The sequence below is a fragment of the Streptomyces sp. R28 genome (genome assembly GCF_041052385.1).
Classification (GTDB): Bacteria; Actinomycetota; Actinomycetes; order Streptomycetales; family Streptomycetaceae; genus Streptomyces.
The window spans coordinates 10596255-10622353 of the sequence record NZ_CP163439.1 but is presented as its reverse complement, the minus strand read 5'-3'; the positions used below and the strand labels follow the sequence as shown (position 1 = coordinate 10622353).

The 26099-nt window shown below is 69.0% G+C and carries 20 protein-coding genes and 3 pseudogenes; 16 read left to right on the top strand and 7 right to left on the bottom strand.

Annotation, left to right across the window (positions count from 1 at the left end; translation table 11 throughout):
* Window positions 1–68: 68 nt before the first annotated feature.
* Complete coding sequence (locus AB5J49_RS46400) at window positions 69–4679, bottom strand: glycosyl hydrolase family 18 protein (RefSeq protein WP_369174886.1); 4611 nt, start codon at window positions 4677–4679, stop codon at window positions 69–71.
* Here AB5J49_RS46400 and AB5J49_RS46395 point away from each other — a divergent pair.
* The gene (locus AB5J49_RS46395) at window positions 4678–4842 is read left to right on the top strand and encodes a hypothetical protein (RefSeq protein WP_369174885.1); all 165 of its coding nucleotides are present in this window, start codon (window positions 4678–4680) and stop codon (window positions 4840–4842) included. The two genes, AB5J49_RS46400 and AB5J49_RS46395, sit on opposite strands and share 2 nt — an antisense overlap.
* Before the next feature lie 23 nt (window positions 4843–4865).
* Here the strand turns inward: AB5J49_RS46395 and AB5J49_RS46390 are convergent, their stop codons facing one another.
* Both AB5J49_RS46390 and AB5J49_RS46385 read right to left on the bottom strand, forming a co-directional pair.
* Window positions 4866–5072 (bottom strand): hypothetical protein, encoded by a 207-nt coding sequence (locus AB5J49_RS46390; RefSeq protein WP_369174884.1) that lies wholly within the window; start codon window positions 5070–5072, stop codon window positions 4866–4868.
* Window positions 5073–5733: 661 nt separating this feature from the next.
* The gene (locus AB5J49_RS46385) at window positions 5734–6792 is read right to left on the bottom strand and encodes a DUF6215 domain-containing protein (RefSeq protein WP_369174883.1); all 1059 of its coding nucleotides are present in this window, start codon (window positions 6790–6792) and stop codon (window positions 5734–5736) included.
* A gap of 60 nt (window positions 6793–6852) precedes the next feature.
* Here AB5J49_RS46385 and AB5J49_RS46380 point away from each other — a divergent pair, with 60 nt between their 5' ends.
* From AB5J49_RS46380 to AB5J49_RS46320, 13 genes and pseudogenes are all read left to right on the top strand, one after another.
* Entirely contained in the window at window positions 6853–7023 is a 171-nt protein-coding gene (locus AB5J49_RS46380; protein WP_369174882.1) for a hypothetical protein, read from the top strand.
* Window positions 6998–7181: pseudogene (locus AB5J49_RS46375) on the top strand (transposase); the annotation flags it as partial. The gene AB5J49_RS46380 and the pseudogene AB5J49_RS46375, both read left to right, overlap by 26 nt.
* Before the next feature lie 450 nt (window positions 7182–7631).
* Window positions 7632–8711 (top strand): 3-deoxy-7-phosphoheptulonate synthase, encoded by a 1080-nt coding sequence (locus AB5J49_RS46370; RefSeq protein ID WP_369174881.1) that lies wholly within the window; start codon window positions 7632–7634, stop codon window positions 8709–8711.
* A 38-nt stretch (window positions 8712–8749) separates the two neighbouring features.
* Window positions 8750–10144, top strand: a complete 1395-nt coding sequence (locus AB5J49_RS46365; protein ID WP_369174880.1) for an aldehyde dehydrogenase family protein — start codon at window positions 8750–8752, stop codon at window positions 10142–10144.
* A 60-nt stretch (window positions 10145–10204) separates the two neighbouring features.
* Entirely contained in the window at window positions 10205–11530 is a 1326-nt protein-coding gene (locus AB5J49_RS46360; RefSeq protein ID WP_369174879.1) for a phenylacetate--CoA ligase family protein, read from the top strand.
* Complete coding sequence (locus tag AB5J49_RS46355) at window positions 11527–13257, top strand: prenyltransferase/squalene oxidase repeat-containing protein (protein WP_369174878.1); 1731 nt, start codon at window positions 11527–11529, stop codon at window positions 13255–13257. Before AB5J49_RS46360 ends, AB5J49_RS46355 begins: the two co-directional genes overlap by 4 nt.
* Before the next feature lie 13 nt (window positions 13258–13270).
* Window positions 13271–13717, top strand: coding sequence for a hypothetical protein (locus tag AB5J49_RS46350; RefSeq protein ID WP_369174877.1), 447 nt, complete (start codon window positions 13271–13273; stop codon window positions 13715–13717).
* Complete coding sequence (locus AB5J49_RS46345; RefSeq protein ID WP_369174876.1) at window positions 13704–13979, top strand: acyl carrier protein; 276 nt, start codon at window positions 13704–13706, stop codon at window positions 13977–13979. Before AB5J49_RS46350 ends, AB5J49_RS46345 begins: the two co-directional genes overlap by 14 nt.
* The gene (locus AB5J49_RS46340) at window positions 13976–15022 is read left to right on the top strand and encodes an acyl-CoA synthetase (protein ID WP_369174875.1); all 1047 of its coding nucleotides are present in this window, start codon (window positions 13976–13978) and stop codon (window positions 15020–15022) included. The genes AB5J49_RS46345 and AB5J49_RS46340 overlap by 4 nt, the downstream gene beginning before the upstream one ends.
* Window positions 15023–15115: 93 nt before the next feature.
* Window positions 15116–15859 (top strand): SDR family NAD(P)-dependent oxidoreductase, encoded by a 744-nt coding sequence (locus tag AB5J49_RS46335; protein WP_369175483.1) that lies wholly within the window; start codon window positions 15116–15118, stop codon window positions 15857–15859.
* A gap of 64 nt (window positions 15860–15923) precedes the next feature.
* Window positions 15924–16976 (top strand): phenazine antibiotic biosynthesis protein, encoded by a 1053-nt coding sequence (locus AB5J49_RS46330; RefSeq protein WP_369174874.1) that lies wholly within the window; start codon window positions 15924–15926, stop codon window positions 16974–16976.
* Window positions 16977–17010: 34 nt separating this feature from the next.
* Window positions 17011–18672: an aromatic amino acid lyase gene (locus tag AB5J49_RS46325; protein WP_369174873.1), complete on the top strand. Its 1662-nt coding sequence runs from the start codon at window positions 17011–17013 to the stop codon at window positions 18670–18672.
* A 100-nt stretch (window positions 18673–18772) separates the two neighbouring features.
* The gene (locus tag AB5J49_RS46320; RefSeq protein WP_369174872.1) at window positions 18773–19243 is read left to right on the top strand and encodes a hypothetical protein; all 471 of its coding nucleotides are present in this window, start codon (window positions 18773–18775) and stop codon (window positions 19241–19243) included.
* 27 nt (window positions 19244–19270) lie between these two features.
* On the opposite strand, the gene AB5J49_RS46315 is transcribed toward AB5J49_RS46320, so the two are convergent.
* Complete coding sequence (locus tag AB5J49_RS46315) at window positions 19271–20143, bottom strand: helix-turn-helix domain-containing protein (protein WP_369174871.1); 873 nt, start codon at window positions 20141–20143, stop codon at window positions 19271–19273.
* A 309-nt stretch (window positions 20144–20452) separates the two neighbouring features.
* Here AB5J49_RS46315 and AB5J49_RS46310 point away from each other — a divergent pair, with 309 nt between their 5' ends.
* Window positions 20453–21850: an MFS transporter gene (locus AB5J49_RS46310; RefSeq protein WP_369174870.1), complete on the top strand. Its 1398-nt coding sequence runs from the start codon at window positions 20453–20455 to the stop codon at window positions 21848–21850.
* A gap of 288 nt (window positions 21851–22138) precedes the next feature.
* On the opposite strand, the pseudogene AB5J49_RS46305 reads toward AB5J49_RS46310, so the two are convergent.
* Both AB5J49_RS46305 and AB5J49_RS46300 read right to left on the bottom strand, forming a co-directional pair.
* A pseudogene (locus tag AB5J49_RS46305) lies at window positions 22139–22362 on the bottom strand (3-dehydroquinate synthase); the annotation flags it as partial.
* A gap of 63 nt (window positions 22363–22425) precedes the next feature.
* Window positions 22426–22614: pseudogene (locus AB5J49_RS46300) on the bottom strand (shikimate kinase); the annotation flags it as partial.
* Between the two features lie 465 nt (window positions 22615–23079).
* Here AB5J49_RS46300 and AB5J49_RS46295 point away from each other — a divergent pair.
* Complete coding sequence (locus tag AB5J49_RS46295; protein WP_369174869.1) at window positions 23080–24675, top strand: FAD-dependent monooxygenase; 1596 nt, start codon at window positions 23080–23082, stop codon at window positions 24673–24675.
* 141 nt (window positions 24676–24816) lie between these two features.
* On the opposite strand, the gene AB5J49_RS46290 is transcribed toward AB5J49_RS46295, so the two are convergent.
* A complete protein-coding gene (locus tag AB5J49_RS46290) occupies window positions 24817–25863 on the bottom strand; it encodes a hypothetical protein (RefSeq protein WP_369174868.1) in 1047 nt (348 codons plus the stop codon).
* Window positions 25864–26099: the final 236 nt, after the last annotated feature.

The following is a 26099-nucleotide window of genomic DNA, read 5'->3' as shown; positions in this document are numbered from 1 at the left end:
TTGCAGGTCAGAAGCACTCTCCGGTTATTTGATCAAGACGTTGAGTCAGGCTGGGTGGCTGGGAACGGTCAGCTGGCGGCTCCGATCAGCTTCCAGGGCTCGTGGTCGGCGTCGGCCCCGGTGCCCGGGGCACTGCCCTTCGTCTCCCACTTGGCCTTCCAGACCTTGCCGTTGTACTTGACCGTCGTCTGCTCGATCGGCTGGCTGGCCGGGGAGTAGACCTTGGTCGAGTCCCAGTTCCCGGCACTACAGCCACCGGCCGGCGGGGTCGCCGTACCGAGCCCCTTGAGGTTGTCGGTCACCGGCGCGTACGCCGTACCGCCGATCGACAGACTCGTGTTCACCGGACCGGTGATCGGGAGGAAGTAGATGATCGGCAAGTCGAGCGACTTCCCGGCCGGGATGATCTGGCAGTAGTCCAGCGTCGTGCTGACCCGGTGGAACGTCGAACCGGCCGCCAGCTGCCACTGGCCGCCTTGGGCACCGGTCTGCCAGTTGGCGTCCTTGACCAGCGGTGACGTCGAGGCCGGAATGTCGAACGACAGCTTCGTGTCCTTGCCACCGCCGAGCGTGCGCCCGGTGTTGTTGGTGATCCGGACGGTCGGCTGCAACGGCCACAGGTTCGCCGTGGCGGTCGGGTAGTTGACCATCTCGACGCTCACGTTGGCGGTCACCGTCGGCGCGGCACCACCGGTGCCGGCGCGCAGACTGTTGCTGTAGGCGCCGATATTGCCCAGCTTCTCGTTCAGCCGAGTGGTCAGCGTGTACCCCATCCCGCACGGGGTGTCCGGCTGGACGTCCGCCGGGCAGGCGTAGTCGCCGCCGAGCTCCCACATCATCACGCCGCCCGCACCGGTCGACTTGACCAGATCGGTGACCGCGTCGATGCCCTGCTCGTCCTCGGTCGACAGGAACACCTTCTTCTCGGCGTTCCACAACCACGACGTCTTCGTCGTGTCGTCCCAGTGCCGGGTGTACTGGCCCGTGCGCCGGTCGGTGACGTCGGTCTCCGGCTTCAGCCCGACGCTGCGAGCGTAGACCGGCGTGATGTTCTTCTCCAGGTTCTTGGTGTGCCACAGCGGGTTCGTCCCGGAGCCGAGCTCGCTGCCGTTGTTGGTCTCGTCGTGCCAGATGTTGTCGATGCCGAAGGCACCGTCACCGCACGGCCGCTTGATGCCCGTACCCGGCTCGCAGCCGTTCGGTTTCTGCGACTTGCCCCACAGACCGTTCGTACCGTCGGTGACGTTCTGCCAGCCGCGCGTGTAGTAGGGCACACCGATGTTGACGCGCCCGGCCTGCATCGCGCCACGCATGTACTTCATCGCCCAACTGGTGTTGAAGTACCCGATCTTCCCGTACTCCGGGGTGGCGTACTGGTCGGCCAGTTCCGGGTCCTTGCCGTCGTCGAACAGCGCCGCGTTCGGACCCACGACGTCGTTCCAGGTGCCGTGGTAGTCGTAGGCCATCAGGTTGGTGAAGTCCTGGTAGTCCAGCGCGGTCTGGTTCGCCATACCGCGGGCCAGGTAGCCGGAGGCCGACGACGCCGAGGTGAGCAGGTAGTACTTGTTGTCCGCGACCGAAGCCCGGTTCAGCGAGTCCCGCAGTGTCTTCATCAACGCGGCGTACGTCGTGGGCAGGCCCTTGCGACGCGGGTTCGACACCGCCCAGTCGGCCGGATTGCCGGTGTCCTCGAGGACCGTGGGGTACTCGAAGTCGATGTCGACACCGTCGAACCCGTAGGTCCGCAGGAAGTCCACGACCGAGCTCGAGAACGTGTCGATCCCGCCCTGGTTGACCGAGCCGTCGGCGTTGGTGGTCATCGCGTAGAAGCCACCGGAACCGGCCCAGCCACCGACCGAGATCAGCGTCTTCACCCGCGGGTGCAGGCGTTTGTACTTCGTCAGCAGGTTGAAGTGTCCCTTGTAGGGCAGCGAGGGATCCATCTCGGCGCCGACCTCGCCGGGCCACTCCTTCTGGGTGGCGTTCGAGTCGACCTTGATCTTGTTGTTCGCCACCGACGCGAACGCGTAGTTGAGGTGGGTCACCTTCGACCACGGGATGTTCTTCACCAGGTAGTGCGGCGTGCCGTCGGCGCCCGTGCGGCCACCGTTGAAGTAGCCCACGACCCGACGGCCCCGGCCCTCGCCGAGCCATTCCCGGCCGTCGCTCTGATAGACCTTGCAGTACGGCGTCGCCACGCCCGGCGTGGTCGCCAGACCCTCCGGCCGGCAGTCGCCGGACGCGGCCGGCCGCGTACCGCCGTCGTCGCCACCGGGGTGCGACTCCATCGGGTCACCTACACCGCCGTTGACACCGAGATCACCGGCACCGCCGTCGCTGCGGCTGCCGTCGCCGTAGCTCGGCACCAGCCAGCCCTCGATGTCACCGGCACCACTCGCCGCGGCCGCCTTGACGGCCGTCTTGGCGACGGTCTTCGTCGACGCCGTCGCCGTCGTACCGGAGCGGGTCATGGCGAAGTCCTCGATCCCGTCGCCGTTCAGGTCGGCGAAGGTGCCGAAGGTGCCCTGGAACGGATCGTCGGCGCGGATCACGCCCAGCGACTTCCAGCCGGCGGTGACGCCCCACGGAGCGCCGGTGTTCTGCCAGGCCCGGACCTCACCGGTGGTGTACTCGACCCGGACCGTGTCGGCCTTGCCGTCACCGGTGATGTCGGCGAAGGCGACCTGCGCGCCGCGCGACTCACCCGGAGTGGCGAAACCCGCGACCTTCTTCCAGCCGCCCTCGGTCGGCATTCCCTTGCCCTTGTTCTGCCAGGCGGTCGGGAAGCTCATCCGGTCCAGCGTGATCAGGTCGTCGCGGCCGTCACCGTCGAGGTCGGTGAAGTACAGCTCCGGCTCGTAGGTGAGGTTGTTCGCGACGATCGTCGCGCTGTCCCAGCTGACCTTGTCGCCACTGCTGGTGTTCCGCGACATCCGCATCGCGGGGATGCCGGTCGGCGAGTCGGCCGCCGGCAGGATCCGGATGTAGTCGTCCTTGCCGTCACCGTCCAGGTCGGCGAAGTTGACCAGCGCCGGGTTGTTTCCGCGGTCGGCCGGGCTGATGTCGCCCAGCGAGACCGCGGCCTTGCGCGGGTCGTCGTTGCGCCAGCCGGTGACCTTGCCGTCCGTGCCGACCACCGCGTAGTCGGCCTTGCCGTCGCCGTTCAGGTCGGGGAAGGCGATCTTCGAGCCGGTCGCGGCGGCGTCCCGGATCTTGCCGATCGGCTCCCAGACGTACGAGCGGCCGCTGATCATGCGCTGCAGGACCGCGATCCGAGTGCCTTCGCCGAAGGCCTCCGCGATCTTCTGGTAGCCGGCGTCGGTCGGGTAGATCTCGTTGGTGATGTCCTCCGGGGTGACCGAGCCCAGGTCGACCAGCACCAGCCGTGCGCCGCCGTCCATCTTGGCGTAGGCCATCGTGGTGAGCGCGCTGTTGTAAGCGTCGATCCGGGCCTGGTACGTCGGGTTCGTCGACGGCGGCAGGGTCCCGAGCAGGACCGTGGTCGTCGGCGAGGTCCGGTGGATCGCGTCCACGAAGTCCCGCATCTTCCCGGCCGTCGCGGCGCCGTCGGCGCCGCCGGTCAGGTCGGCCGTGCCCGCGATCAGGGTCATCATGTTCGGCCGCAGCGTCTGCAGCGCGGGGATCGTCTGGGCCTTGATGTCGTCGATGCCCTTGCCGTCGAAGCCCATGTGGTCGGGGTCGCCGCGCTTGCCGTTCCTCTGCTCACCGACGAAATCCGTGCGCTTGAAGAGGATAGTGGCCGCTGTGGCGCCACCGATCACCGCAGTGGTCAGGCCTTTGATGATGGTGTCCAGGTAGCTCCGGAAGCCGGTCTCGTCGGTACTGTTCACACCGACCGTGATCCCGTCACCGGCCGCCATCACCCGGAGCTCGTCGATCTCCGGGCCGGCGGCGGGCGACGGAGTGGGTCCGGCCGCGTTGAACTGGCCGGACTGGACCGGCCGGTGGTCGGAGTCGCCGTCGGACCGGACGGTGACCGGCAGATCCTGGTTCAAATTGGTGGTGACGAAGTAGTCGAGCTGATTACCGCCCTGGTGGGTCGCCATGCCCGAGCCGTGGATCCGCATGCCCTGCGGGAGGTTCGGGCGCTGGGCCAGGACCCCCGGCTCGACATTGAAGTCGCCACCGATCGTCGCGTTGTAAGTGACACCACGCTGGGTCCCGAGGGCCGAGACCTGGTCGTTGATGGCCCTGATCATCGGCCCGGAGTCACCGCCACCGCCGGACAGGCCGTGGAAGGTGAAGTACCACTCGCCTCCGAACCGCGCGCCGAGCGCGTTCCGGCCGGCGTCGACCGGGTTGCCGACGACGAGCAGCTCGTCCGGCCCCTCGCTCAGGACGAGCGCGATGTTGACCCGGCCGCCGATCCGGCGCGGGTTCTGCGCGTCGTCGTCGGTCTGCAGGAAGTAGACCTCACGGGTCGGGATGGGATTGCGGTAACCGGAGTCGACGACCCAGGTGTGGTGCAGCACGGTGTGCTGATGTGTGTTGCCCTGGCTGTCGGTCGTGGTGAAGGTCTGGCTGGGCTGTGGGTCGCTGCGCGGAGGAGGCTCCGGGCCGGCCTCCTGAAGCATCACGATCGGCACCTGCAACGCCTGTTGCCGGACCGTGTTGGTCCACTTGCTGCCGGTCTTCGCCTTGATACTGGACCCCTGCATGTTCCAGGAGACCAAGGGCGTGGTGGCCGCAGGGAAATCGGTGGCGGCGGCCGGAACGACAAGTGCCGCTGCCACCCCGGCCATCACCACCACTGCGGAGATCAATCGGCGTAACAAGAGCCCCCTCATTTCTCGCATCCAACAGATCGGGAACAACCGGTAGTTGAAAGATAAATAGTTTCTCAACTATAAGCGTTGCAGCGTGAGCTCGACGAGCTTGCCCTGGCGCAGTCCGGTGACCGTGGCCCAACAGGCGCTGTGGGCGGCGACCTCCTTGGCCGCAGCGTCGCACAGGCCGTGCGAGATCCGGGTGCCGGTGTAGGCGTCGATGACCACGGTGGCGTAGTCATGACAGCGATGACAGCGACGCAGGGCGAAATCATCAATCCCCAACGCCCGCACAGCGGCATCCCGCCCGACCTTGATCCCGATCGCGGGCAACAACCGGGCCGAGGCCCTGCCGGCGCACCTTCGCTGGCACATCGCTGCCCTGCCGGCCGGCGTCCCCTACGAGCGGCAGCAGTTCCACGCCCTGATGACCGAGAACGGGATCCTGTCCGTGCCACCGAAGCAGGCAGCCGAGATGGCCGCCTGCCTCCGCGCGGCCGTTGCCACCCGGGCGTCCTTCGCTTCGCATGAAGGCACACCGAAGCGTGTGACCCCGTTGGTCGAGGAGGGCTCTGCTGTGGGGCGAGTGGCGCGGCCAGCCGCCGCTGATCATCCGTGTGTGAAGACAAGCGATCAATCGGCGGCCGCAGGGCGGCGCACGGAGCCTGCCGATGGCAGGGCATGTTCGAGGCCCTGATGGGCCGGGCCGCATCGCGCCGCGGTTCGTTCGGGTGGAACCGCGGCGCCGGGCATGGGAGTTCGTCCTCGGACCTTGTGCGTGGCGCCCCGCAGAGCCTTACGCCGCGAAGGCAACCGGTGGGCCGCACGCGCCGCCGACGGGGGCTGAGCCAAGGAGATCGCCGTACGCAATCCCGTCACCAGACAGGCACCGTCATCCGCGGCCCGACCGGGCCGTTCTTTTCGCGGCCGAAATGTTCTGGACGCCTCATCGAGCAGTCCGTTCGGGGATCGTCGGAAGGACCTTCTCGGCGATGCCGAGGAGAACGCTGTCATCCGGAAGGGCTCCGGACGTGCTCCAGACAGTGACGTCGAAGTAGCCGCCCCGGTCCTTACGGTCGAGGGCCACGGACAGCGTCCTGGCCAGGGGACCTTCTTCGACCGGCCCGCCGGATCCGCTGCTCCCAAGATTGATCTCGAACTGCATGGTGTGATCCGAGGCGAAGACCGCGGGCCGGCCGAGGACCGTAAGCGTCTTGACGTCCCTCTCGTCCCCGTACTTCATCAGCGTCACGTACTGGTCGGTCGACAGGTCGTTGTAAGTAGCCGAGACATTCACCGTGTACGTGTCGAACTTGACCTCGGCCTCCGGCTGGGCGACCTTCCCATCAGTCAGGGGAGCCGTGTTGCTGGTGCCGGAGGCAGTGGTCACGGTCTCCTCAGGCGTTCCAAGGAGCTTGGCCAGGTCTGGCCGGTTGAGCGCCTCGCACAGCTCTTCGCCTGTCACAGGCTGGGGCGTCTTCTTGTAGACCTTCGGCAGTTCCTCGTGTTCCCCGGCCGAACACGAGGCGGGCTGCGGGGTGTTGTCGTCGGACGGCATCATGCGTGGGGCCACCCACAGCGCGGCCGCGAGTGCCCCGAACACGGCCACGGCCGCGACGGCCTGGCCCCACGCGTTGGGCTCCTTCTCCGAAGCGTCCGGGCCGGGACGCGGCCCAGCTCCGGCGTGCGTCTGGGGCTGGGGCTGCGCCTGGGCCTGGGCCTGGGCCTGGGCCTGGGCCTGGGCCTGGGCCTGGGCGGCAGCATCGACCGCCGCCCCGGCCGCGGAGGCCGCCTGACTCAGGTTCCGGCGTGCGCGCAAAGCCCGGACCACCACGTAGACGCGTATTGCGGTGAACACGAGGAACACCGCGCCGAGACCGGCCGCGACCCGGTCGTGATCGCGGACGGCGAGGTACATGATGCGTACGCCGAGAACGGACCCGATCACGATGAGCAGGGGCTCGCGGACCCAGAATGGCAGGAGGCGGAGGAGGAAACCGAGCATCCGAGGATCTCACCAGTTCAAGACCATTTTCGCCATGGTGGAAGCCACAGTTCCGGGTACGTGAAGGGCCTGCCGAAGCCGAAGCCGCTCATAGAGATCGGCACCGACCAAGTCGCCACCTGGTCGGCCAGGTTGCCGGACGACGCCCTGGACTGCGCCGACGTCCGCGCCGCCTTGCTGGAAAAGGCCAGGTGGAAGTCGCGCCGGCTCCAAGCACCACTCGACCGCTGATGGGTGCGGGACACCGCTCGCCGTTCCGCTGACCGGCGCCAACCGTAACGACGTCACTCCTGCTGTTCCTGCTGGACGCGGTTCCGCCGGTTCGCGGCCGGATCGGCCGACCCCGCCGGAAGCCGGACTCGCCGTTCACCGACCGTGGCTACGACCACGACGCGCCGCCTACCGCGGCTTCCACCACGACGCCTACCGCCCCCAGGCCCGTCGACACGGCCCCAAAATTGCTTGCTGCCTCGTCCCCCTCACCCGACAACTGAACTCAACTCAACTCACCGATTCAGCCGTTGCCATGGGGAAATCACGGAAGGTGCAGGCACACATTGTTGTGCAGCTTGGTGCACAACAACTTGCTGCACGCCGTGCAGGTGGCGGGCCGCTCCGTGGATGGGGCACGGTGTTTTTACGTGCTTGCCGAACGGTTGCGCTGCGGCATCTCCCCCACTAGCGCCGATCCGATCGGCCTTTGGGGCTGGGCAGTCAGAAGTTCGGAGGTCCGTGTGCCCCGAATGATTCGTTGCCGACGCACAGATATTGCGCTGAGTAGAACGAATTGAGGAACGATGCAGAGTCTTGACACATTGGCCGAGGAAAACCCCGATTCCGTGGCCGAACAGTTTTCGCCGGTGGATATCGGAGGGCAGTACCGTCCGCAGTTCGCGAGCACCCCGGACGAACTTCTGAGCGCGCTGCCGCTGACCAAGGCGGCAGCCCGTTCGGTGAGCGTCGGCCGCCGGATGACCCGCGGTGTACTGCGCGGAGACGACGACCGTCTGCTCGTCGTGGTCGGCCCGTGCTCGGTCCATGACGTGAACGCTGGTCTGGCATACGCGAAATCACTGGGTGAAGTGGCCGCCGACCTGGCCGAGGACCTGGCGGTCGTCATGCGGGTGTACGTCGAAAAGCCCCGCACCACGGTCGGTTGGACCGGGCTGCTCACTGACCCGATGCTGGACGGCAGCCTGGACCTCGACCGGGGGCTCCGCATGGCCCGGACGCTCATGTTGGAGATCGCCGAACTCGGTCTGCCCATCGCAACGGAGTGGTTGAGCCCGGCGGCTCCCGCGTACCTGTCCGACTTGATCTCCTGGGGAGCCATCGGGGCCCGAACCGTGGAGAGCCAGGTACACCGGCAAATGGCGAGCGGTCTCCCCATGCCCGTGGGCATGAAGAACGGCAGCACCGGATCGGTGGGCGTCGCCATCGATGCCGTACGGTCCGCCGCGGCCGCCCACGCCTACCTCGGCCTCGGCCGGCAGGGCAGGCCGGTCGCGCTGCGCACGAGTGGCAATACCGACTGCCATGTGGTCCTCCGGGGCGCGTCAGGCAGGCCCAACTACCACGCCGAGAACGTGCGTGAGGCAGCTCGACTGCTGTCGGCGGCAGCTCTGCCGACCGGCCTGGTCATCGACGCCAGCCACGGCAACAGCGGCAAGGACCACGATCAGCAGGCCGTCGTAGCCGGCGAGATCGGGGCACAGGTCGCGAGCGGCGACACCCACATCCGAGGCGTCATGCTGGAGGGCTTCCTGGTCCCGGGGCGTCAGGAACTCGGTGTCGGCGAGCCCGTGTTCGGCCAGAGCGTCACCGACGCCTGCATGGGATGGGCCGCCACCGTGGACGTGCTCCAGGACCTCGCGGCAGCGGCCCGTCGGCGCCGGGACGTGCCGGCACTGGCACCTTGACCCGCTTTGTCCGCCGCCCCCCCTCCCCCCGTACTCCCGTGACGCGCCAGAAGGAACAGGAGAGCGAGCAAGTGGACATCTCCGCACTGGGTCCGGCCGGGCCCTACCGGACACGGAGTCGTACCCCCGTAGCGGACGCCTCGGGCGTCCCGGCCCTTGAACTGGCCTCCGTCCCCGGCCTGGTCGTCTCCCATTGGATCGATCAGCTGCGAGCGAGCGCGCCTCTGCCCGTGGCAGAGACAGGGCACGTGCTCAAGAAGGCCGCCGATGTCTTCGAGACCGAGGAGGTCTTGGGAGACGAGCTGGAAGCGCATGAGCGGCGGGTGTCGGCGCTGACGGGCACACCCCTGACGGTTGTGCGTGAATGCGACGCGCTCATCACACAGGCCCTGCGTGATGTGGGACGGGCGCCGTCGTCGGCCCGGCCGCTCGGCTGCTCCCCCGTCGGCACCGCCCTGTCCGAGGCCCCGTCGGCGGGGGCGGCGTGGTGCCGCACCGGGGACGTCTTCGCTGTGCATGCCGCGGGCAACAGCCCGGGAGTTCACGCCATGTGGCTGGAGGCGCTGGCGCTCGGCTACCGGATCGTCGTCCGCCCCTCCAACCGGGATCCGCTCACCCCGTTCCGTCTCGTCACCGCGCTGTGGCGGGCAGGAGTCCCGACGACCCAGCTGGTCATGGCGCCTTGCAACCACGCGACGGCGGACCTGATCGTCGAGCGCTCGGACCGTGCCCTGGTGTACGGCGGTCAGGACGTCGTGGACAAGTACCGCAACCGCGGCGATGTCCTGCTTGAGGGGCCGGGCCGCTCGAAGCTGGTCGTGGCCGCCGACGCGGACCGGGGCGCCGGAGTCGACATCGCGGTTGCGGGAGCGCTCTTTCACGCGGGAACCGCGTGCACCGCGACCACGGGTGTGCTGGTCGAACAGGAACCGGCGGGCTTTGCCGGTGAACTGGCCGCCGCGTTGGGAAAGGTGGAGCCCGCCCGGCCCCTGGCTGAGGAGGCGCTACTGCCGTGCATGCCGCAGGCCGATGCGGAACGGCTCGCCGCGGCCGTCCTGGACCGGGCCGAGGACGCCGTCGTACATCTCGCGCCGAGGGCCGAACGGCTCGGTGGTGAGGGCTCTTTGGCGACGCTCACGCCTGCGGTCGTGGAACTGGCATCGGCGCGGGACCCCTTGTTGTCGTACGAGGTGCCCTTCCCGTGTGTGTGGGTCGCTCCATTCGAGCGCGATGCCGTGGACGTGCTCGACGGCTCGCTGGTGCTGTCGCTGCACACCGAGGACCGGGGGCTGGTTGCCGAGGCCATGGAGCTCACGGCGGTCTCCAACGTGTACCGGGGCAAGCCGACTTCCTGGGTCCATCCGGACGTACCGCACGACGGGTTCCTCGGCGAGTTCCTGATGCGTGCCAAGGGGCTGGCCCACGGCGCGTAGGCCCTGTCGAAGGGGGCGCGTCGGCGCCCCGATCCATCCGCCGCGATCAAGGAGTGACCTATGAAGATCAACTCCAGGAGTGACCTCGACTTCATGGAGCGAATACAGCGGGAGGTGACGGACCACCGCCGCGAAGGCTGTTCCGACGAGGCCTATTACGCGTCGAAGCTGGCCGAGGTCTGGCAGCGTGCGGAGCAGACACCCGGCTACGCCTCGCTCGGTGCGTTCTCGATGCAGGCGTTCCTGGGCCTGCCCGCGACCTCCAAGGACGACCTCAAAGCCCGCCCGCTCGACTACCTGCGAGTACCGGTCGGCGGAGGTCTGAAGTACTACCAGACCACGGGGACGACCGGGGCCCCCACGCCCACGCCCCGTACGACCGAGGACATGGTCGCCAACACCGTGTCCGTCGCCGAGGCCTGGCGCACCATGCTCGCGGACGGCGGTCACCGCGCTCTGATCCTGCTGCCCTCGGACATCGTGCCGGTGGCCGACCTGATGGTCGGTGTCTGCGAGTTCTTGGGCGTTCCGCACGTCAAGGCCTATCCGTACACCACCGGGATCTCCGACTGGGACCGCATCGTCGGCCTGTGGGAGGTCTTCCGCCCGACCGCGCTGTTCGTGGCGCCCGGTGTGCTCCTGGAGTTCTCCCAGGTCATCAAGAGGCGCGGCCTGCTGGATCGGCTACGTCAGTCCGTCGAACTCCTCATGCTGCTGGGGGAGGTGAGCACTCCCGAACTGCGTGCCATGGCCGGTCAGTGGTGGAACGCGCGCGCCTACGACGCCAGTTACGGCAGCACGGAGAGCGGCACGCTGGCCGCGTGCTGCGCGCACGACCGGCTGCACCTGCTGCGCCGGGCCAACTACTTCGAGATCGCGAACGAGGACGGCATCGCGCCCGCCGAGGCGGGACGCGAGGGGCGGCTCGTCGTCACCCCGCTCAACAACGACGCCCGTCCCCTCCTGCGCCTCGACATGGGTGATGAGGTGACCCTGACCGACGGCTGCCCGTGCGGCGAGGATGCCCCCGTGGTGACGGTCCACGGCCGGGGCAGCGACGGAACGGAGATCAAGGGCAGCCGGGTGCGCACCCGCGACCTCGAAGCCATCGTCTACGCCAACCACGACGTCATGGGTTACCTGATCGAAGTCGACGAGGGCGGCACCTGGGCGCGGCTGCTGCTGGAGCGGGACCCGAGCAGCGACCGGGAGACCGAGCCCGCGAGGAACGACCTCATCCAGCGGCAGACGGACGCACGCCTCGGCTTCTGGTGGGACGAGGTCCGGTTCGTCAACCGGCTGCCGGTGACGACGAAGAGCGGCGGCTCCCAGAAGAGCTGGAAGCGCTCCAACTTCCGGGTCGTCGGCGAGGCGGTGCCGGCATGACGTACGAGACGCTGCTCAGGTCGTCCGGTGTCGTCTCCGGGGAGTCCGACCTGTGGTGCACCTACGCCGCCGTACGGACGCTCGCCTGGCTCGGCCGCGTCGGCGACCTGCCCTCCCCCGAGACCGTCGCCGGCTTCCTCTCCTCCCGGCAGAACTCCGACGGCGGATTCGCGTGGTCGGCCGGCATGAGCTCCGACGCCTGGGCCACCTACTACTGCACCCAGGCCATGGCCGATCTGCCGGCCGACAGCCGTGGCACGGTCGGCAGGTCGAGCTCCGCGTGGGTGTGGAGCGCCGCGCACGCGGACGGCGGGTTCGCCATGACCCCCGGTCAGGCATCGGACGTATGGGCCACCTACTACGCCGTACGCACTCTGGTGGAGATCTACGGTGAGCACCCGCCGCAGGCGCTGCTCGACTGGCTGTCGGCGCTCCAGGCCGAGGACGGCGGACTGGCATGGAGCCCGGCTCACGCGAAGGACGGCTCGTCCGACGTACGGGCCTGCTACTACGCCGTCACCGCCTGGCACACGGCCACCGGGGGCCGAGGGCCGCTGCCTTGGGACCGGGAACGGCTCACGGACTGGCTCAGGGACCGGCAGAGCGCGGCCGGCGGATTCACTTTCCAGGCGGGCGACGAGACGGACTGTCTGTGGGCGACGTTCCGGGCCACCAGCGCCCTGAGCCGCCTCGACGCGACCCCACGGGACCCCGCGGGCTGTGTCGCCTGGATCCTGGCCCGGCGGGGACCGGAGGGGTCGTTCACCCGCTGGCCCGGTTATCCCGTGCCCGACGTGTGGGCCGCGTTCTGCGCTGTGGGGGCGCTCAGGGAACTCGGCGCCGCCCTCGACGGCATCGCCGACGGGGTGGTCAGGACGGTGCTGTCCTTCCGGACCGAGCAGGGCGGGTTCACCTATCGCACCCCCGAACTCGCCTCCGACGTGCTCACCACCTCGGCCCGCCTGATGGCCGGCCACTTCTCGGACACCGGGGAACGCGACGCCCTGCGGTGGGCGGAGAGCTGCATGCTGCCGAACGAGGACGGAATCATGTACATGCCCGGCCGAGGGAGTGAGGTGCGCTGCACTCTCTGGGCCCTGTCGGCGGGGGCGTTCGAGGAGAACGCCCCAGCCCGTGCCCGAGTCGCGGGCTGGCTCACCGGTGCCATCCAGAACCCCGACGGCGGCTTCGGCTACTGGGAGGGCCGCGCGTCGGACATGGTGTCGACGTGCGCCGCCGCCGAGATCCTCCACCGGACCGGCGGGGACGGCGTCGCCGGCCACCTGCGGGACATCGCCGAGTACGTGGCCGCCTGCGAGACGGCACCCGGCCGGTACGCCAACGTGCCCGGCGGACGGCCCACGCTGCGGGCCACCCTGCAGGCCCTCCGGGCGCTGCACCGGGCGGTCGGGGCCGACGGCGCCCGGGTCGGCGAGACCCTGGCCCGGCATCGGGTCCGCGGCGGAGGTTTCGCCAACGAGGGCAACCGGGTCCCCGATCTGCTGAGCACCTACGAGGCCGTGCTGGCGGCGGACGCGTTCGACCTCGAGTGGGACGCCGAGCATCTGGCGAAGTTCCTGGACAGTGTGCGCACGGCGGACGCCGGGTTCGCCTGGACCCCCCTGATGGCCATCAGCGGCGGCCCGCTCGCCGACTGCCTGGGACGGCGCCTTGAGCTGCGGCTGTCGCCGGGCGGGCACCCCCTGCCACCGCTGGCCCTCTCGTGAAAGGCACGGAATCTTGCCGACCGTCGATGTGACCAGCACTCCGCTGACCCCCTCCGCACGGCTGAAGGCCGCGCTGCGCCTGACCCGCTGGATGGCCGCGCACGGTTCGAACGCCGCGCACGTCGTGGTCTCCTTCCGTACCGCGGAGCCCATGGCGTACTTCGCGGGCTCGATGCCGTTGACGAACTACGAGGACGGCACGAGCGAGGACAAACAGGCCCGGTGGGCGTCCGTCGTGTGCCACATCCATCCCGACCGCGACCACACGTACCGGGCCGAGCTGGCCGAGCAGGTCAGGGAGGCGCTCGGTCTCGACACAGAGCGCGCCCACCTGATGGTCCGGTTCGAACCCACCCAGCCCGACCGGGTGTTCTACCTGGAATCGGGGTCGATGACGAGCGGCGACCCGATACCGGTCGGCCGCGACCAAGAGAAAGGCTCCCGTCATGCCCACCACTGACCTCACCGAGATCGACACGCGTGTCCTGGCCGTCCTCGAGAAGCGCTTCGGCGACGCCGCCCGCGCGCTGGCCCCGGACGCGGACCTGTCCGACTCGCTGCCGGGCTTCGACAGTCTGGCGGCACTCGAGTACGTCAACGCCGTCGAGGGCGAGTTCGGCATCGAGGTCGATTTCGTCGGCGACGACGTCCGCTACTGGTTCAGCACGCTCGGCAGGACCACCGAGTACGTGCGCGAACGCGTCGAGGACCAGGCGGCATGACGAAGACGCCCGCTCGTAAGGAGGCCTACCGGGCCGAGGACCGCAAGGACGAGATCCGCTTCGACACCTCCGGCAGCACGGGAGACGCACGCCGCTGGTTCCGGCTCCCCGGCCAGATGGAACGCGAGGTGGAGCTGATCGGCACGCGTCTCGTCGGCCCGGTCGACCGCGTGATCAACTACGCGCCGCCGCAGCACCTGTTCGGCGCGCTGTTCGGCCAGTGGCTGCCCCGCCGTGCGCGGGTCCCCGTCCATCAGGCGTGGGCCGATCCGTTCGCACCCCTGCCGGTCTCCCCCGGCGAGCGAGTCCTGGCCGTCTGCATCCCGATGGCCTGGGAACTGCTGCGCCGCGGCTGGCCGGTGCTGGAACGGGCGCACTCGGTCGTCGCCCTGCACAGCTCGGCGGCCGCGCCGCCCACGGCCCACGAACTCGTCCGCGGGGCCGCTCCGCTGCTGCGGGCGCACGAGATCCTGGGGTCGACGGAGACCGGAGGGCTCGCCCACCGGCCGTTGGCTGCCGAGCGGAGCGAGGCCGGCCCCTGGCAGACATTCCCCGACGTGTCCTTCGTACGGGAAGCCGACGCGACGGCGGCGGGACAGGCGGAGGAACTGGTGATCCGCGGTCCGCGGCTGGCCCGCCCGGAGAACGGGACGCGACCGCCCACTCAGTGGGCCACGGGCGACCTGGTGGAATTCACCGGACCCCGCGCTTTCCGGCTCGTCGGGCGCAGCAGCTCCCTGATCAAGGTGAACGGCGTCAAAGTCCATCTCGCCAGGGTCGACGAGCGGCTGAACGCCTGCCTGCCGCAGGCGGAATGCGTCGCACTTCCCCTGCCCGCCGATTCCCTCGCCGGCGAGGGATACGTGGTGTTCTGGACCGGCCGGGAAAGCGCGGTCGGCGTATCGGAGATCAGAGCGGCCCTCCAGGACGTCCCGAGCCCGTCGCGGATCGTGGAACTGGCGGACATCCCGCGGACTGCCATCGGAAAACCGGACCGGAAGGCCCTCCTCGCGGAACTTCAGCCGCCCTCCGTATCTCTCTGAAATTCCCGATCCCTCTGAAATTCCTGCTTCTTCCAGCAACAGATCATTCGCAGCAACGCGTCAATGGAGTGTTCGACTCTGTCCAGGTTGATCGTGGTGACCGGCGCGAGCGCCGGAATCGGCAAGGCAACGGCGAAGCGATTCGCCGAGAACAACGACAAGGTGCTCCTGATCGCACGTCAGGAGCAGCGGCTCACCCAGGCAGTGCGGGAAATCGAGTCGAGCGTGGCCGGAGCGGACGTCGAGCCGCTCGCCCTCGACATGTCCGACTCCGATTCGGCAGGGCGGCTGCGGAGCCACGTCAGGTCGACGGGACTGCCCGTCAGCGCGCTGCTGTGCTGCGCGGGTGCGGTCCCGCCGACCGAAGGCGCGGACGCGGAGGAGGTGACGTCGGTCCTGACGGAATGGCAGGAGGCGTACCGGGCGAACGTCATGACCTCGGTCGTCGCCGTGGAAGGCCTGCTGCCCCTCATGGCCGACGGCGGCAGCGTCGTGCTCTACAGCTCCATCGCCGCCTACCGGGGATCCGGCGGGACGGGTGGCTATGGCGCCGCGAAGGCGGCCCTCCACTCCTACGTCCACACCCTCGCGACGCGCCTGGGACCGCGCGGCATCAGCGCCAACGCGATCGCACCGGGCTATGTCGCCGGCACCGACCTCTTCGGCGGCCGCCTGCCCGCCGCGCGGGAGACCATGCTCGTCCGGCAGACCGCGCTGGGACGCGCGGGAGATCCGTCGGACGTCGCGGAGCTCGGCTTCTACCTGTGCTCGAACCCGGGTGGCTATGTCACCTCGCAGATTCTCCAGATCAACGGCGGCTCGTACCACGGCGTCTGACGACGCCCGGGCCGCTTCTCTTCCCCCCTCTCCGTTCTCGAACGAGAAAGCACGGTGACACGCCATGAACGCCCGCGAACAGGCCGACGCGCACGTCCGAGCCATGATGCGCTGGCACTTCGACCCGGCCACGGGTTCCCGGTACTGGCTGGAGCGCCGCGAACGGCTGGGGTTCGACCCGGTCGAGGACGTGCGGTGCGTCGACGACCTGCTGAAGTTCCCCAATCTGGTGGACGAGCTCCGGGACGTCCCGGTCGAGGACCTGATCCCCCGGGGCCTGGAAGCGGCGGAGAAGGCGTGCGCCGTGTACGAGAGCGGGGGCACCACGGGGGCTCCCAAGCGCTTCGTGATGTTCGAGAACTGGTTCGACCAGTACATGGCCTGGGAGAACTCGCACTACCGCGACGACGGTACGGGACACACGCTGGCCGTGGCTCCCAGCGGCCCTCACATGCTCGGCGAGTACTCGCGGAGGATCGCGCGGGCCAGGGGTGGAATCCGCTTCTCCATCGACCTGGACCCCCGCTGGGTGAAGCGCCTGATCGCCGCCGGTGACACCGCCGGTGCGGGCGCCTACGTCGACCACCTTGTGGACCAGACCGAACTGGTCCTGCGATCACAGGACATCGTGTTCCTGATCACGACGCCTCCGCTCCTGGCCCGGCTGGCCGAACGTGCCTCGGTCCGTGCGCTGATCCAGGAGAAGGTGCGCCTGGTGATCTGGACCGGTGCGCACATGGACCCCGACACCCTGGACTACCTGTCCGCGGAGCTCTTTCCCAAGACGCGGTTCCGGGGGTCGTACGGCAGCACCTCCGTGCTCAGCGGCACGGTCCAGCGCCCTGACCCGGAGGCCACTGGCGACACGGTCTTCGACTCGTACGCCCCCTACGTCCTCTACCGCGTGGTCGACCCCTCCTCCAGCCGCCCGGTCGCATTCGGGTCGGAAGGGGCCGTGGTCATGAACTACCTCACCAGGTACGGCCTCGTGCCCAACAGCCTCGAACGCGACCTGGCCACGCGGGTCCCCAGCCCCACCGGGGTCGGGGACTCCCTGCAGAACATTCATCCCGTCCCCGAGGCGGACGGCAAGAAGCTGATCGAGGGCGTCTACTAGGGACGCTCCCTCGGTGTGGGGAGGAGCAGTACTCATGCCGCACGTGTCCACGGTCCGGCACCTCGAACTGGACGGAACCGGCCTGTCATCCCGCGCGGTCGCCGCGGCCGCGCGCCGTGGCGGCGAGACCCGGGTGACGCTCGGTGCCGAGGCCGTCGAGCGCATGCACGCCTCCGTCGGTCTCAAGGAGGAGCTGCTGGCTCAGGAGATTCCGGTCTACGGGGTGACCACGGGCTTCGGAGACAGCTGCATCCGGCAGATCTCGCCGGACAAGGCGCACGAACTCCAGCGCAACCTCGTGCTCTACCACCTCAACGGTGTGGGCCCGGCAGCCGTACCGGACGTGGCCCGGGCCACCATGATCATCAGGGCCAACGCGCTGGCCAAGGGGGTCTCCGCGATCCGGCCCCAGGCGGTGTCGACCCTGCTGGAATGCCTGAGCCGGGACATTCTGCCGATGATCCCCGAACGCGGTTCGGTGGGTGCCAGCGGTGATCTGGTCCCCCTGTGCTATCTGGCAGCGGCGCTGATCGGTGAGGGGCGGGTCCTGCACCGCGGGACCGAGCGTCCGGCGCTGGACGCCCTGGGCGAGGAGGGCATCGAGCCGCTGCGGCTCGCGCCCAAGGAGGGCATCGCCCTGATCAACGGAACCTCCTTCGCCGCCGCGTACGCGGTCCTCGCCGCCTGGGACGCACGGGAGTTGGCCTTTGTCGCCGAACTCTCCACGGCCATGACGCTGGAGGCACTGCGCGGCAACGCCTCCGCACTGCATCCTTTCGTCCACGCCGCCAAGCCACACCATGGCCAGGTCCGGTCCGCCGAAGTGATCCGGACCCTGCTGGCGGGCTCGCGGCTCGCCACGTCCTTCGACGACATCCTGGTGCGCCGCGAGAGGCCGGCCGGGCGCGGTTACCTCGAGCTGGAGGAGCGGATCCAGGACAAGTACTCGGTGCGCTGCGCCCCGCAGATCATCGGCATCGTCCGGGACACGCTCGACTGGACGGAGAGCTGGCTCGACACCGAGATCAACTCCGCCACCGACAATCCCCTGTTCGATGTCGACGACTGCGGCCTCCACCTCGGCGGGAACTTCTACGCCGGCCATGTCGGACAGGCCATGGACAGCCTCAAGACGACGGTGGCCGGCCTGGCCAACCTGCTGGACCGTCAGCTCGCGCTCGTCGTGGACGAGAAGTTCAACGAAGGGCTGCCGCCCAACCTGGTCCTCGCACGCCGGCCGGACGATCCCGAGGCAGGGCTGCACCACGGTTTCAAGGGGATGCAGATAGCGGCTTCGGCGGTCACCGCAGAGGCCCTCAAGCAGACGGGGCCGGTATCGGTGTTCTCGCGCTCCACGGAGGCGCACAACCAGGACATCGTCAGCATGGGCACCATCTCGGCCCGTGACGCGCGCACCGTCAACGGACTGGTGCGCGAAGTGGCGGCCATCCAACTGCTCTCCCTCACCCAGGCGATCGAGCTGCGCGGCGTCGAGAAGGCGTCGCCGGCCATCCGGGCAGTGCACCGGCTCATCAGGGAGCACAGCGCCTTCGTCACCCACGATCGCCGGCTGGATCAGGACATCGAGGCGGTGATCGGCCTGATCGAGAGCGGAGCGCTACGGCGCGCGGCGGGGTTCGGAGACGAGGACCTCGCCGACTTCGCCTCAAGAACTGGCTCCACCTCAAGGAGCTGACTTCACCTCAAGAAGCTGACTTCGCCCCAAGAAGCTGCCTTCGCCCGACGAAATCGACGCGCCGCGAAGGACACGGTGCCTGACCAAGGAGTTTTGTCGCATGCCCAAGAAGAACGTCGCACTGTTCGGTGCGGTAGGGACCGCATTGCTGGCACTGGGACTGTCCTCCGTGCCCGCCGTCCCCGCGCAGGCCCGGTCCGAGAAGGTCATCGACCTGGCCGTGCGGAACGGCAGGGTCGTGCAGACAGATGTCGGCGAGCACGGGCTGAGCGTGGGAGACGAGTTCATCTACGCCGACAAGCTGTTCCAGGGCGGGAAGCAGGTCGGTCAGGACGGCAGCTCCTGCCAGGTGACCGAGCTGAACGGCGCGAAGACTTCCACCAACTGCGTGCTGTCGGTGCAACTGCCCGACGGGCAGCTCACCGCCCAGTCGTTGTGGACCAAGGACACCGACACGGTACGGATGGCCGTCACCGGTGGCACCGGCGCCTACCGCGGGGCCACCGGAGAGCTGACCTGCAACGACATTCAGACCCCCCACGAGACCTACCACATCGCACTGGACAGGTGAGCCGGCGCCGTGCCCGCACCCGGAGCCCTATCCCCCGGCCCCCTCGGCGAGTGCGGCCTCCATGGGGCTGGCCATGTCCAGCAGCAGCATCGCGTCGTGGTCCGGGGTGCCGGGCTCCGCCTGGTAGGTGACGAGGCGTTGGCCGTCCGTGCGGAAGATCGCCATCACCTCGAAGCTGAGGCACATCGAGCCGACCTCCGGGTGCTGGAAGTGCTTGTGGCCCCCGCTCCGCGCCTGTACGTCGTACCGCTCCCACAGCCGGGCGAACTCCGGGCTCTTCACCACCAGCTCACCGACGAGTTGGGCCAGCTCCGGCATGTCCGGGTCGGCGCCTGCCATCGCCCGCAGATGGGCCGCGCTGTGTGCCGCCATCTTCTCCCAGTCGTGGTACAGCCTGCGGCCCATGGGGTGCAGGAACATGTAGCGGGTGAGGTTGCGGCGCTCGCGCGGCCAGTCCGTGATGCCCGGGAAGAGACGCAGCCCGGGCCGGTTGGCGGCCAGCAGGTCGTTGGCGCGGCTCACGACGTAGGCCGGTGCGGGGCGCAGCGTCTCCAGCAGGGTGCGGACCGACTCCCGCACCGCACGCGCGGGCCCCGGGGAGGGTGCCGGCGTCTGGCCCGAGGCGAGGGCCACCAGCTCGTGCAACCGGTTCAGCGCCTCGGGCGAGAGCTGGAGCGCCTCACCGAGCGCGGTGACCACGGCGGGCGAGGGCCGGGTCTCAACTCCACGCTCCAGTCGCGTGAGGTAGCCGACGCTGACCCCGGCCAGCGCCGCCAGCTCCTCGCGCCGCAGCCCCGGAGTGCGGCGGATGCCGGTGCCGGCAGGCAGGCCCACGTCCTGCGGGCGGATCTGCGCGCGACGAGCACGGAGGAAACGGCCCAGTTCCGTACCTTCACTCATCCGTCCATTGTCGCAAGAGGTCACGCGTCCAGGGGGGCCGTGTCAGGGACAGGCACAGCGCTGCCCCTCACGGCTCGGTCTGCCAGGGGCCGCACGCACCGTGCAGGCTGGTCTCCATCCCCGTCCGTCTTCCGTATCCGTCGGCTTCCGTGTCCGTCGTCCATCCCCCGCGCCGTATCCGATTCCAGGGCCGAGCACCGGCCCGTTTCCACGACCGATTCCATGACCGATTCCCTGACCGATTCCCTGACCGATCCCGTGGCCGATTCCAGGTCCCGGCAGGGACGACACAGTGAGGAGCAGTCCACGATGAGCGTGACGCAGTCCGGGACAGGCGCGGATGCCAAGGGAAGCGTCGGTATCCGTGGTGAGCCGGGGCCGACGGGCTCGGCCAGCGCGGCTCTGGTCGCCGCCGTCCTCGGCTTCTTCGTCATCACCCTCGACGTCTCCGGAGTCAATGTCGCGCTGCCCGCCGTGGGGGACGAGCTCAACGGCTCGTTGTCAGGACTCCAGTGGGTCGCCGACAGCTACACCCTGATGTTCGCGGCGCTGATGCTCTCCGCCGGCGCGCTCTCGGACGCGGTCGGCGCAAGGCGCGCCTACGGCTGGGGCCTCGGTGTCTTCACCCTCGCCTCACTGGCGTGCGGGGTGGCGCCGACGCTCGGCGGCCTGACGGCGGCACGGGTCGTGCAGGGCGGCGCGGCTGCGGTGATGGTGCCCGCCTCGCTGGCGCTGATCCGGCAGGCGTTCCCCGATCCGGACAAGCGGGCGCGTGGCATCGCCCTGTGGACGGTCGGCGGCGCGGTGGCCATCGCCGCGGGGCCCGTCCTGGGCGGACTGCTGACCACGGAGTGGAGCTGGCGCGCGGTGTTCTTCCTCAACGTGCCTGCCGGGCTCGCCGGCTTCCTGACGCTGATGCGCGCGGCACGCTCCCCACGCCACCCTGCCGTGTTCGACCTGGCCGGGCAGTTGACGGCGGTACTGGCGCTGGCCGCACTGACGTTCGCCGTGATCGAGGGCGGGCACCATGGGCTCACCGGTACGGTGCTGGCCGCGTCCGGGATCGCGGTGCTGGCCGGGGCCGCTTTCGTGGCCGTCGAGGCACGGCAGCGCGCGCCGATGCTCCCGCTGGAGCTGTTCCGGCAGCGCGGCGTCAGCGTGCCGGTCGTCGCGGGCTTCGCCTGCAACGCCGCCTTCTACGGCGGGGTGTTCGTGCTGAGCCTCTTCTTCCAGGAGCAGAGGGGACAGTCGGCGTTCTCCGCCGGGTTGATGTTCGTGCCGATGGCGGTGATCACCGCCCACTTCAACTACTTCTCACCGCGGGCGGGTTCCCGCTACGGCCCGCGGGCGGTGGTCGTCGCGGGGCTGCTGACCGGCGCGGTGGGCTGCGGCGGGCTGGCCGCCGTCGACACCGGGACGCCCCCGTGGGTGACGGCCCTGGCGATGATTCCGCTGGGCATCGGTGGCGCCCTCGCCATGCCGGCGCTGACCTCCCTGATGCTCGACAGTGTCGCAGCCGAGCGGGCCGGCACGGCGGCGGCGCTGCTCAACACCAGCCGCCAGACGGGCGGAGCACTCAGCATCGCCGTATTCGGCGCGCTCCTCGCGGGGGACTTCGCGCCGGGGATGCGGGAGAGCCTGCTGCTCGCCGGCTGCCTTCTGGTGGCCAATGCGCTGGGCTCGGCGGCGCTGCTGCCGCGACGCTGAGAGCGCCGCGACTCCGGGAGACAGCCACGGGTGTGCCAGGCCTGCGTCTGGCATACCCGCTCTTCGCCCACTTCCGTGTGGGCGGCGAGCAGGACGGCCGGGCCCGGGACCTCCAGGAAGGTCGGCTCGGGTCGGGTCGGCTCGGCTTTCCAGGACGACGCGGCGCAGCGGGTCGCCGCGGGACTGCGAGTGGCGGCACGGCGCGGCCCGGTCTCCGTCTTCGTCTCCGTCTCCGTCGGGATGCACTTCGCCGCCGAACTCGATCGTCTCGCCGGGCGGTTCAACGCCCCGGATGGAGCGCTCGATCAGCTCTGCCGTGCGCGCTCCGGCGGGGCCCGCGCGTCCTCCGGGTCGGCCTCGATCAGGCCCGAGAGCATGGGGTCGGCGATGAAACCGGCCTTGATGATCTCCGCGAGACCGGAGACCTAGTCGTTGACCGGGAGGGACACCAGCGCGGCCAGGTCGCACAGCACGCCGGCCAGCGGGTGGAAGTCGCCCACGAGTTGACGGCCACCAGGCCCCTTACCGGCCGGCCTCCGCGATACCGCCGAGCTGGATCCGCGTCGCCGCCTCGCTCATGCTCTCTTCAACTCCAGTGCGTCCAAGGCTGCTTGGGTCGCTTCTTCAGGTGTACGCCCCTCCGTGGCCACGACGGCCGCGGCGACCTCCTCGTGCAGGTGCCGACGGGTCTCAATCAGCTCGCGCCACTGCTTGCTCGGTTTGACCGCCAGCAGCGGACGGGCCGCGCTCAACCCCCGGCGCCTTCTTCGAACCGGGAACAAAAATGCTGTCTCTCAATTCCCGGGCACAGACGCCGAGATACGTGAACATTCCCCCATGGGTACTGCTGCGATGCCAGCCACGCATTCCCGTTCCATGACGTGCAGCAAGCTGCGCCTCAGCTTTCTGCACACGGCGGTGGGGGCGGACACTGGGTCTCGGACCCATGCAGGAACTTGCCCGACAACTTGCTGCACTTACCGCACGGTGGCCGAGCGTCCGACGAATCGCCAAACTGATCGAGTAGCCCACGTCATGTGAAATTCCTTCTCTTTGAAGAAGGCCACACGCGTGCGGCAAGAGATACGACGCCATCGTCCGTTTCCCCTCTCGGAGAGATTCCGCGGAGCCGCGTGGACCCGAGGCGGGCGTACGCCTTCTCGATTCAGGGCCGGGTCTGCGCCGATCCGACCCGGCTTTCGCACACAGCAGTTACGGAGGCAGATGTCATGTCAGTCCAGCGAGTTCCCGTACTCGTCGTCGGTGGCGCCTACACCGGGCTCACCACCGCTCTGAGTCTTGCCGCACGCGGGGTGCGCCCCCTTCTGGTGGAGCGACGGCCGGGTGTCTCCACGCTGCCGAAAGCATGGGGGCTCAACACGCGTTCTCAGGAACTGCTCAACACGCTGCCCGGGGTGGCGCGGCGTGTCCGTGCCGCGATCGCCGATGCGCAGTGGCCCCGCATGAGCCACGGCACCTGCCTGGCCGATCCCGAGCGACGCCCCCTCGACCCGCCGACCGAGCCCGATCCGCAGGAGCTCTCGTCGGTGCCGCCGCTGGCATGGATATCTCAGGCACAGGTCGAGGAGATCCTCCGCACCAGCGCCGAGGAAGCCGGCGCGGAGGTCCGCCCCGGCACCGAGATGATCTCCCTCGTTCAGGACGACGAGAAGGTCACCGCGACGCTGCGTGAGGTGCGGACCGGCCGCGAGTACGCGGTCGAGGCGGACTATCTGGTGGCGGCCGACGGGAACATGAGCCCGACTCGGGACATGGTCGGTATCGCCGTCCAAGGCAGCGGAGTCATCGGCCACATGTACATCATCACCTTCGAGGCCGATCTGACGCGATACGTGAAGAAGGGCGCTGTCGAGGTCATCGGGATGCCCGGCAGCGGGTGCAGCTTCATCCTGGACGGCTCTGAGCGGCACACCCTGTGGGTCGACTACTTCCCCGAGCGCGGGCAGACACCGGAGGACTTCACCGAGGCGCGCTGCGTGGAGCGGATCCGCCGTGCGATCGGCGACCCGGAGATCGACATCACCTTCGTCAACGCCCGCTTCTTCCCCATCAACCACAAACTGGCCGAACGGTTCCGCGAGGGCCGGGTCTTCCTGGCCGGCGACTCCGCGCACTCCTGCCCGCCCAACGGGGGGCAGGGCGGCAACCTCGCCATTCAGGACGCCTACGATCTCTCCTGGCGGCTCGCGCTGGTTCTCGCCGGACAGGCCGGTCCCGGCCTGCTGGACATGTACGAGATCGAGCGGCGCCCCGTCATCGGTATCACGCTCGAGCGCGAGGTCGAGCTGGCGAAAATCTCGGAAGGCCGGGTGCCCGCCAGCTATAACCCGGCCGACCCCGACGCCCCCATCCCCATGCCCAAGGAATACCTGGGATTCCGGTATCACTCCCCCGCGATCCGCGCCGAGCCCGACGACGACGGCAGCGTCCAGGAGGATCCATGGAACCCCACCGGGCGTCCCGGAGGACGCGCCCCGCACGTCGCCCTGACCGATGGCCCACGGGAGGTCTCCACCCACGACCTGTTCGGTCACGGCTTCGTGCTGCTGGCCGGGCACGAAGGCACCGACTGGGTCGCCGCCGCCGAAAGGGTCGCCCGCGGGCTCGGGGTCCCCCTGTCCGCGCACCGGATCGGCGACCGCTTCGTCGACAGCGACAACCTCTGGTGCCGCCGTTACGGCATCGAACCGAGCGGCGCCGCGCTGGTGCGCCCCGACGCCGTCGTGGCCTGGCGCAGCAAGACAGCCGCTGACGATCCGGAGGGCGACCTGGCGACAGCCCTCACCGCGGTCCTCACGCGCTGACCGGAGCGTTGCCGCATCCACTCAGCAACTCCGGCTGCGGCAACGCCCGCCGGCTCCGGTCGCGGTCGGGCAGGACTTCGCCCACACGAGCGAAATGAGGAACATCCGGCTCTCATCTCAGGAGGAGCCGTCGGCCCGTTGTCATGCGGCGTTGTGGTCTCCCACGGCCCTTTCGAGGCCGGACGCGAGCATGTGGTCGCGCACCATCCAGCCTGCCTGGAACCGGCTTTGCGCTCCCAGATCGCCGAACATCTCGGCGATGTACTTCCGACAGGTCCGCACGCCGATGCCCAACCGCCTGGCCACCACCTCGTCCTTGTATCCGGCGGCGAGCAGTTGGACGATCGCGGTCTTCGTCTCCTGGGTCAGGGACTCCGGGATCCTGTTGTTGCCGCCCGTCGACTGGAAGACCACGCTGGTCGCCCAGGCGCTCACCACCATGTGAACGATGAACTCCACCAACGCCGCGTGCTTCACCAGGTGAGCCCTGCCCGTGTCCTCGCCCGTGTCCTCGCCGTCCATCAGGACGGCCACAGACCGGTCGAAGACGATCAGGGCGGGTAAGGACGTGGCCGTGGTCCGGACCTCGCCTCCCGACTCCAGGATCTGTCCGACGCAGTCGCGCACCTCCGTGTCGTAACGGGACAGGTGGGGAAGCAACACCCGCACACTGACAGCCGAGTTCATCGGCCCGGATTCCCGGCAGACCACGTCCCGGGCGAGCGCCGGAGCCCCCCGTCCCACGGGCTGCACGGCGAACACTTCCTCGGCACACCGCGCCGCGCAGTCCTCCAGCACGTCACGGATGTCGGACACGCCCTCGACCGTGACCACTGGGCTGAGGCCTGCGCCCTCCGTGTCGTCGGCGCAGAGGCCGGAGAGCGAGTCGAGCTGCTCGCGGATCTCGTCCAGTTGCGCCTGCCACGCGTCGATGACGCCCGAGAGGGGCTTGGCGTACTGGAGTTTGACCGTCTCCGGGTGCACCGCGGTCCAGGCGCTACGACCCTCCGCCTCGGATCGCGCCAGCCTCATCCTTCTCAGCTTGGCCAGCACTCGCTCCGTCTGTCCCGCACCCCACCCCAGACTCCTCGACAGCCTCTCCATGGTGGCTCCACCAGTGGTGGCGAGGAACCGATAGGCCGTCAGTTCCTCGTCGCCCATCAGCGGAACGATCTGACTGAGGTCCACAGCCTTCCCCCCATACACACTCCGACAACCATGATCTAAGAATAAACATGGAGCTATCGATAGACGCAAGTACAAGTTCTTGCCGTGACCTCTGAGGCTCAAGGTGGCACGAAGTACCACATACCGGCCTACGGGAACCAAATTTTCGTGAAGAGATGAACGGATCCCAGGCGAATATTGGGCGGCAGTGTATTTTTGTATCCAACTTTTTACGATCGCCCGACTCGCCCATGCGT

Excerpts from the sequence above, each read along its gene's own strand:
- AB5J49_RS46345 (WP_369174876.1), top strand. The coding sequence starts at position 13,704 with ATGCCCACCACTGACCTCACCGAGATCGACACGCGTGTCCTGGCCGTC.
- AB5J49_RS46330 (WP_369174874.1), top strand. The coding sequence starts at position 15,924 with ATGAACGCCCGCGAACAGGCCGACGCGCACGTCCGAGCCATGATGCGC.
- AB5J49_RS46295 (WP_369174869.1), top strand. The coding sequence starts at position 23,080 with ATGTCAGTCCAGCGAGTTCCCGTACTCGTCGTCGGTGGCGCCTACACC.
- AB5J49_RS46360 (WP_369174879.1), top strand. The coding sequence starts at position 10,205 with ATGAAGATCAACTCCAGGAGTGACCTCGACTTCATGGAGCGAATACAG.
- AB5J49_RS46315 (WP_369174871.1), bottom strand. The coding sequence starts at position 20,143 with ATGAGTGAAGGTACGGAACTGGGCCGTTTCCTCCGTGCTCGTCGCGCG.
- AB5J49_RS46325 (WP_369174873.1), top strand. The coding sequence starts at position 17,011 with ATGCCGCACGTGTCCACGGTCCGGCACCTCGAACTGGACGGAACCGGC.
- AB5J49_RS46395 (WP_369174885.1), top strand. The coding sequence starts at position 4,678 with ATGTTCCAGGAGACCAAGGGCGTGGTGGCCGCAGGGAAATCGGTGGCG.
- AB5J49_RS46385 (WP_369174883.1), bottom strand. The coding sequence starts at position 6,792 with ATGCTCGGTTTCCTCCTCCGCCTCCTGCCATTCTGGGTCCGCGAGCCC.
- AB5J49_RS46310 (WP_369174870.1), top strand. The coding sequence starts at position 20,453 with ATGAGCGTGACGCAGTCCGGGACAGGCGCGGATGCCAAGGGAAGCGTC.
- AB5J49_RS46320 (WP_369174872.1), top strand. The coding sequence starts at position 18,773 with ATGCCCAAGAAGAACGTCGCACTGTTCGGTGCGGTAGGGACCGCATTG.
- AB5J49_RS46355 (WP_369174878.1), top strand. The coding sequence starts at position 11,527 with ATGACGTACGAGACGCTGCTCAGGTCGTCCGGTGTCGTCTCCGGGGAG.
- AB5J49_RS46400 (WP_369174886.1), bottom strand. The coding sequence starts at position 4,679 with ATGCAGGGGTCCAGTATCAAGGCGAAGACCGGCAGCAAGTGGACCAAC.
- AB5J49_RS46340 (WP_369174875.1), top strand. The coding sequence starts at position 13,976 with ATGACGAAGACGCCCGCTCGTAAGGAGGCCTACCGGGCCGAGGACCGC.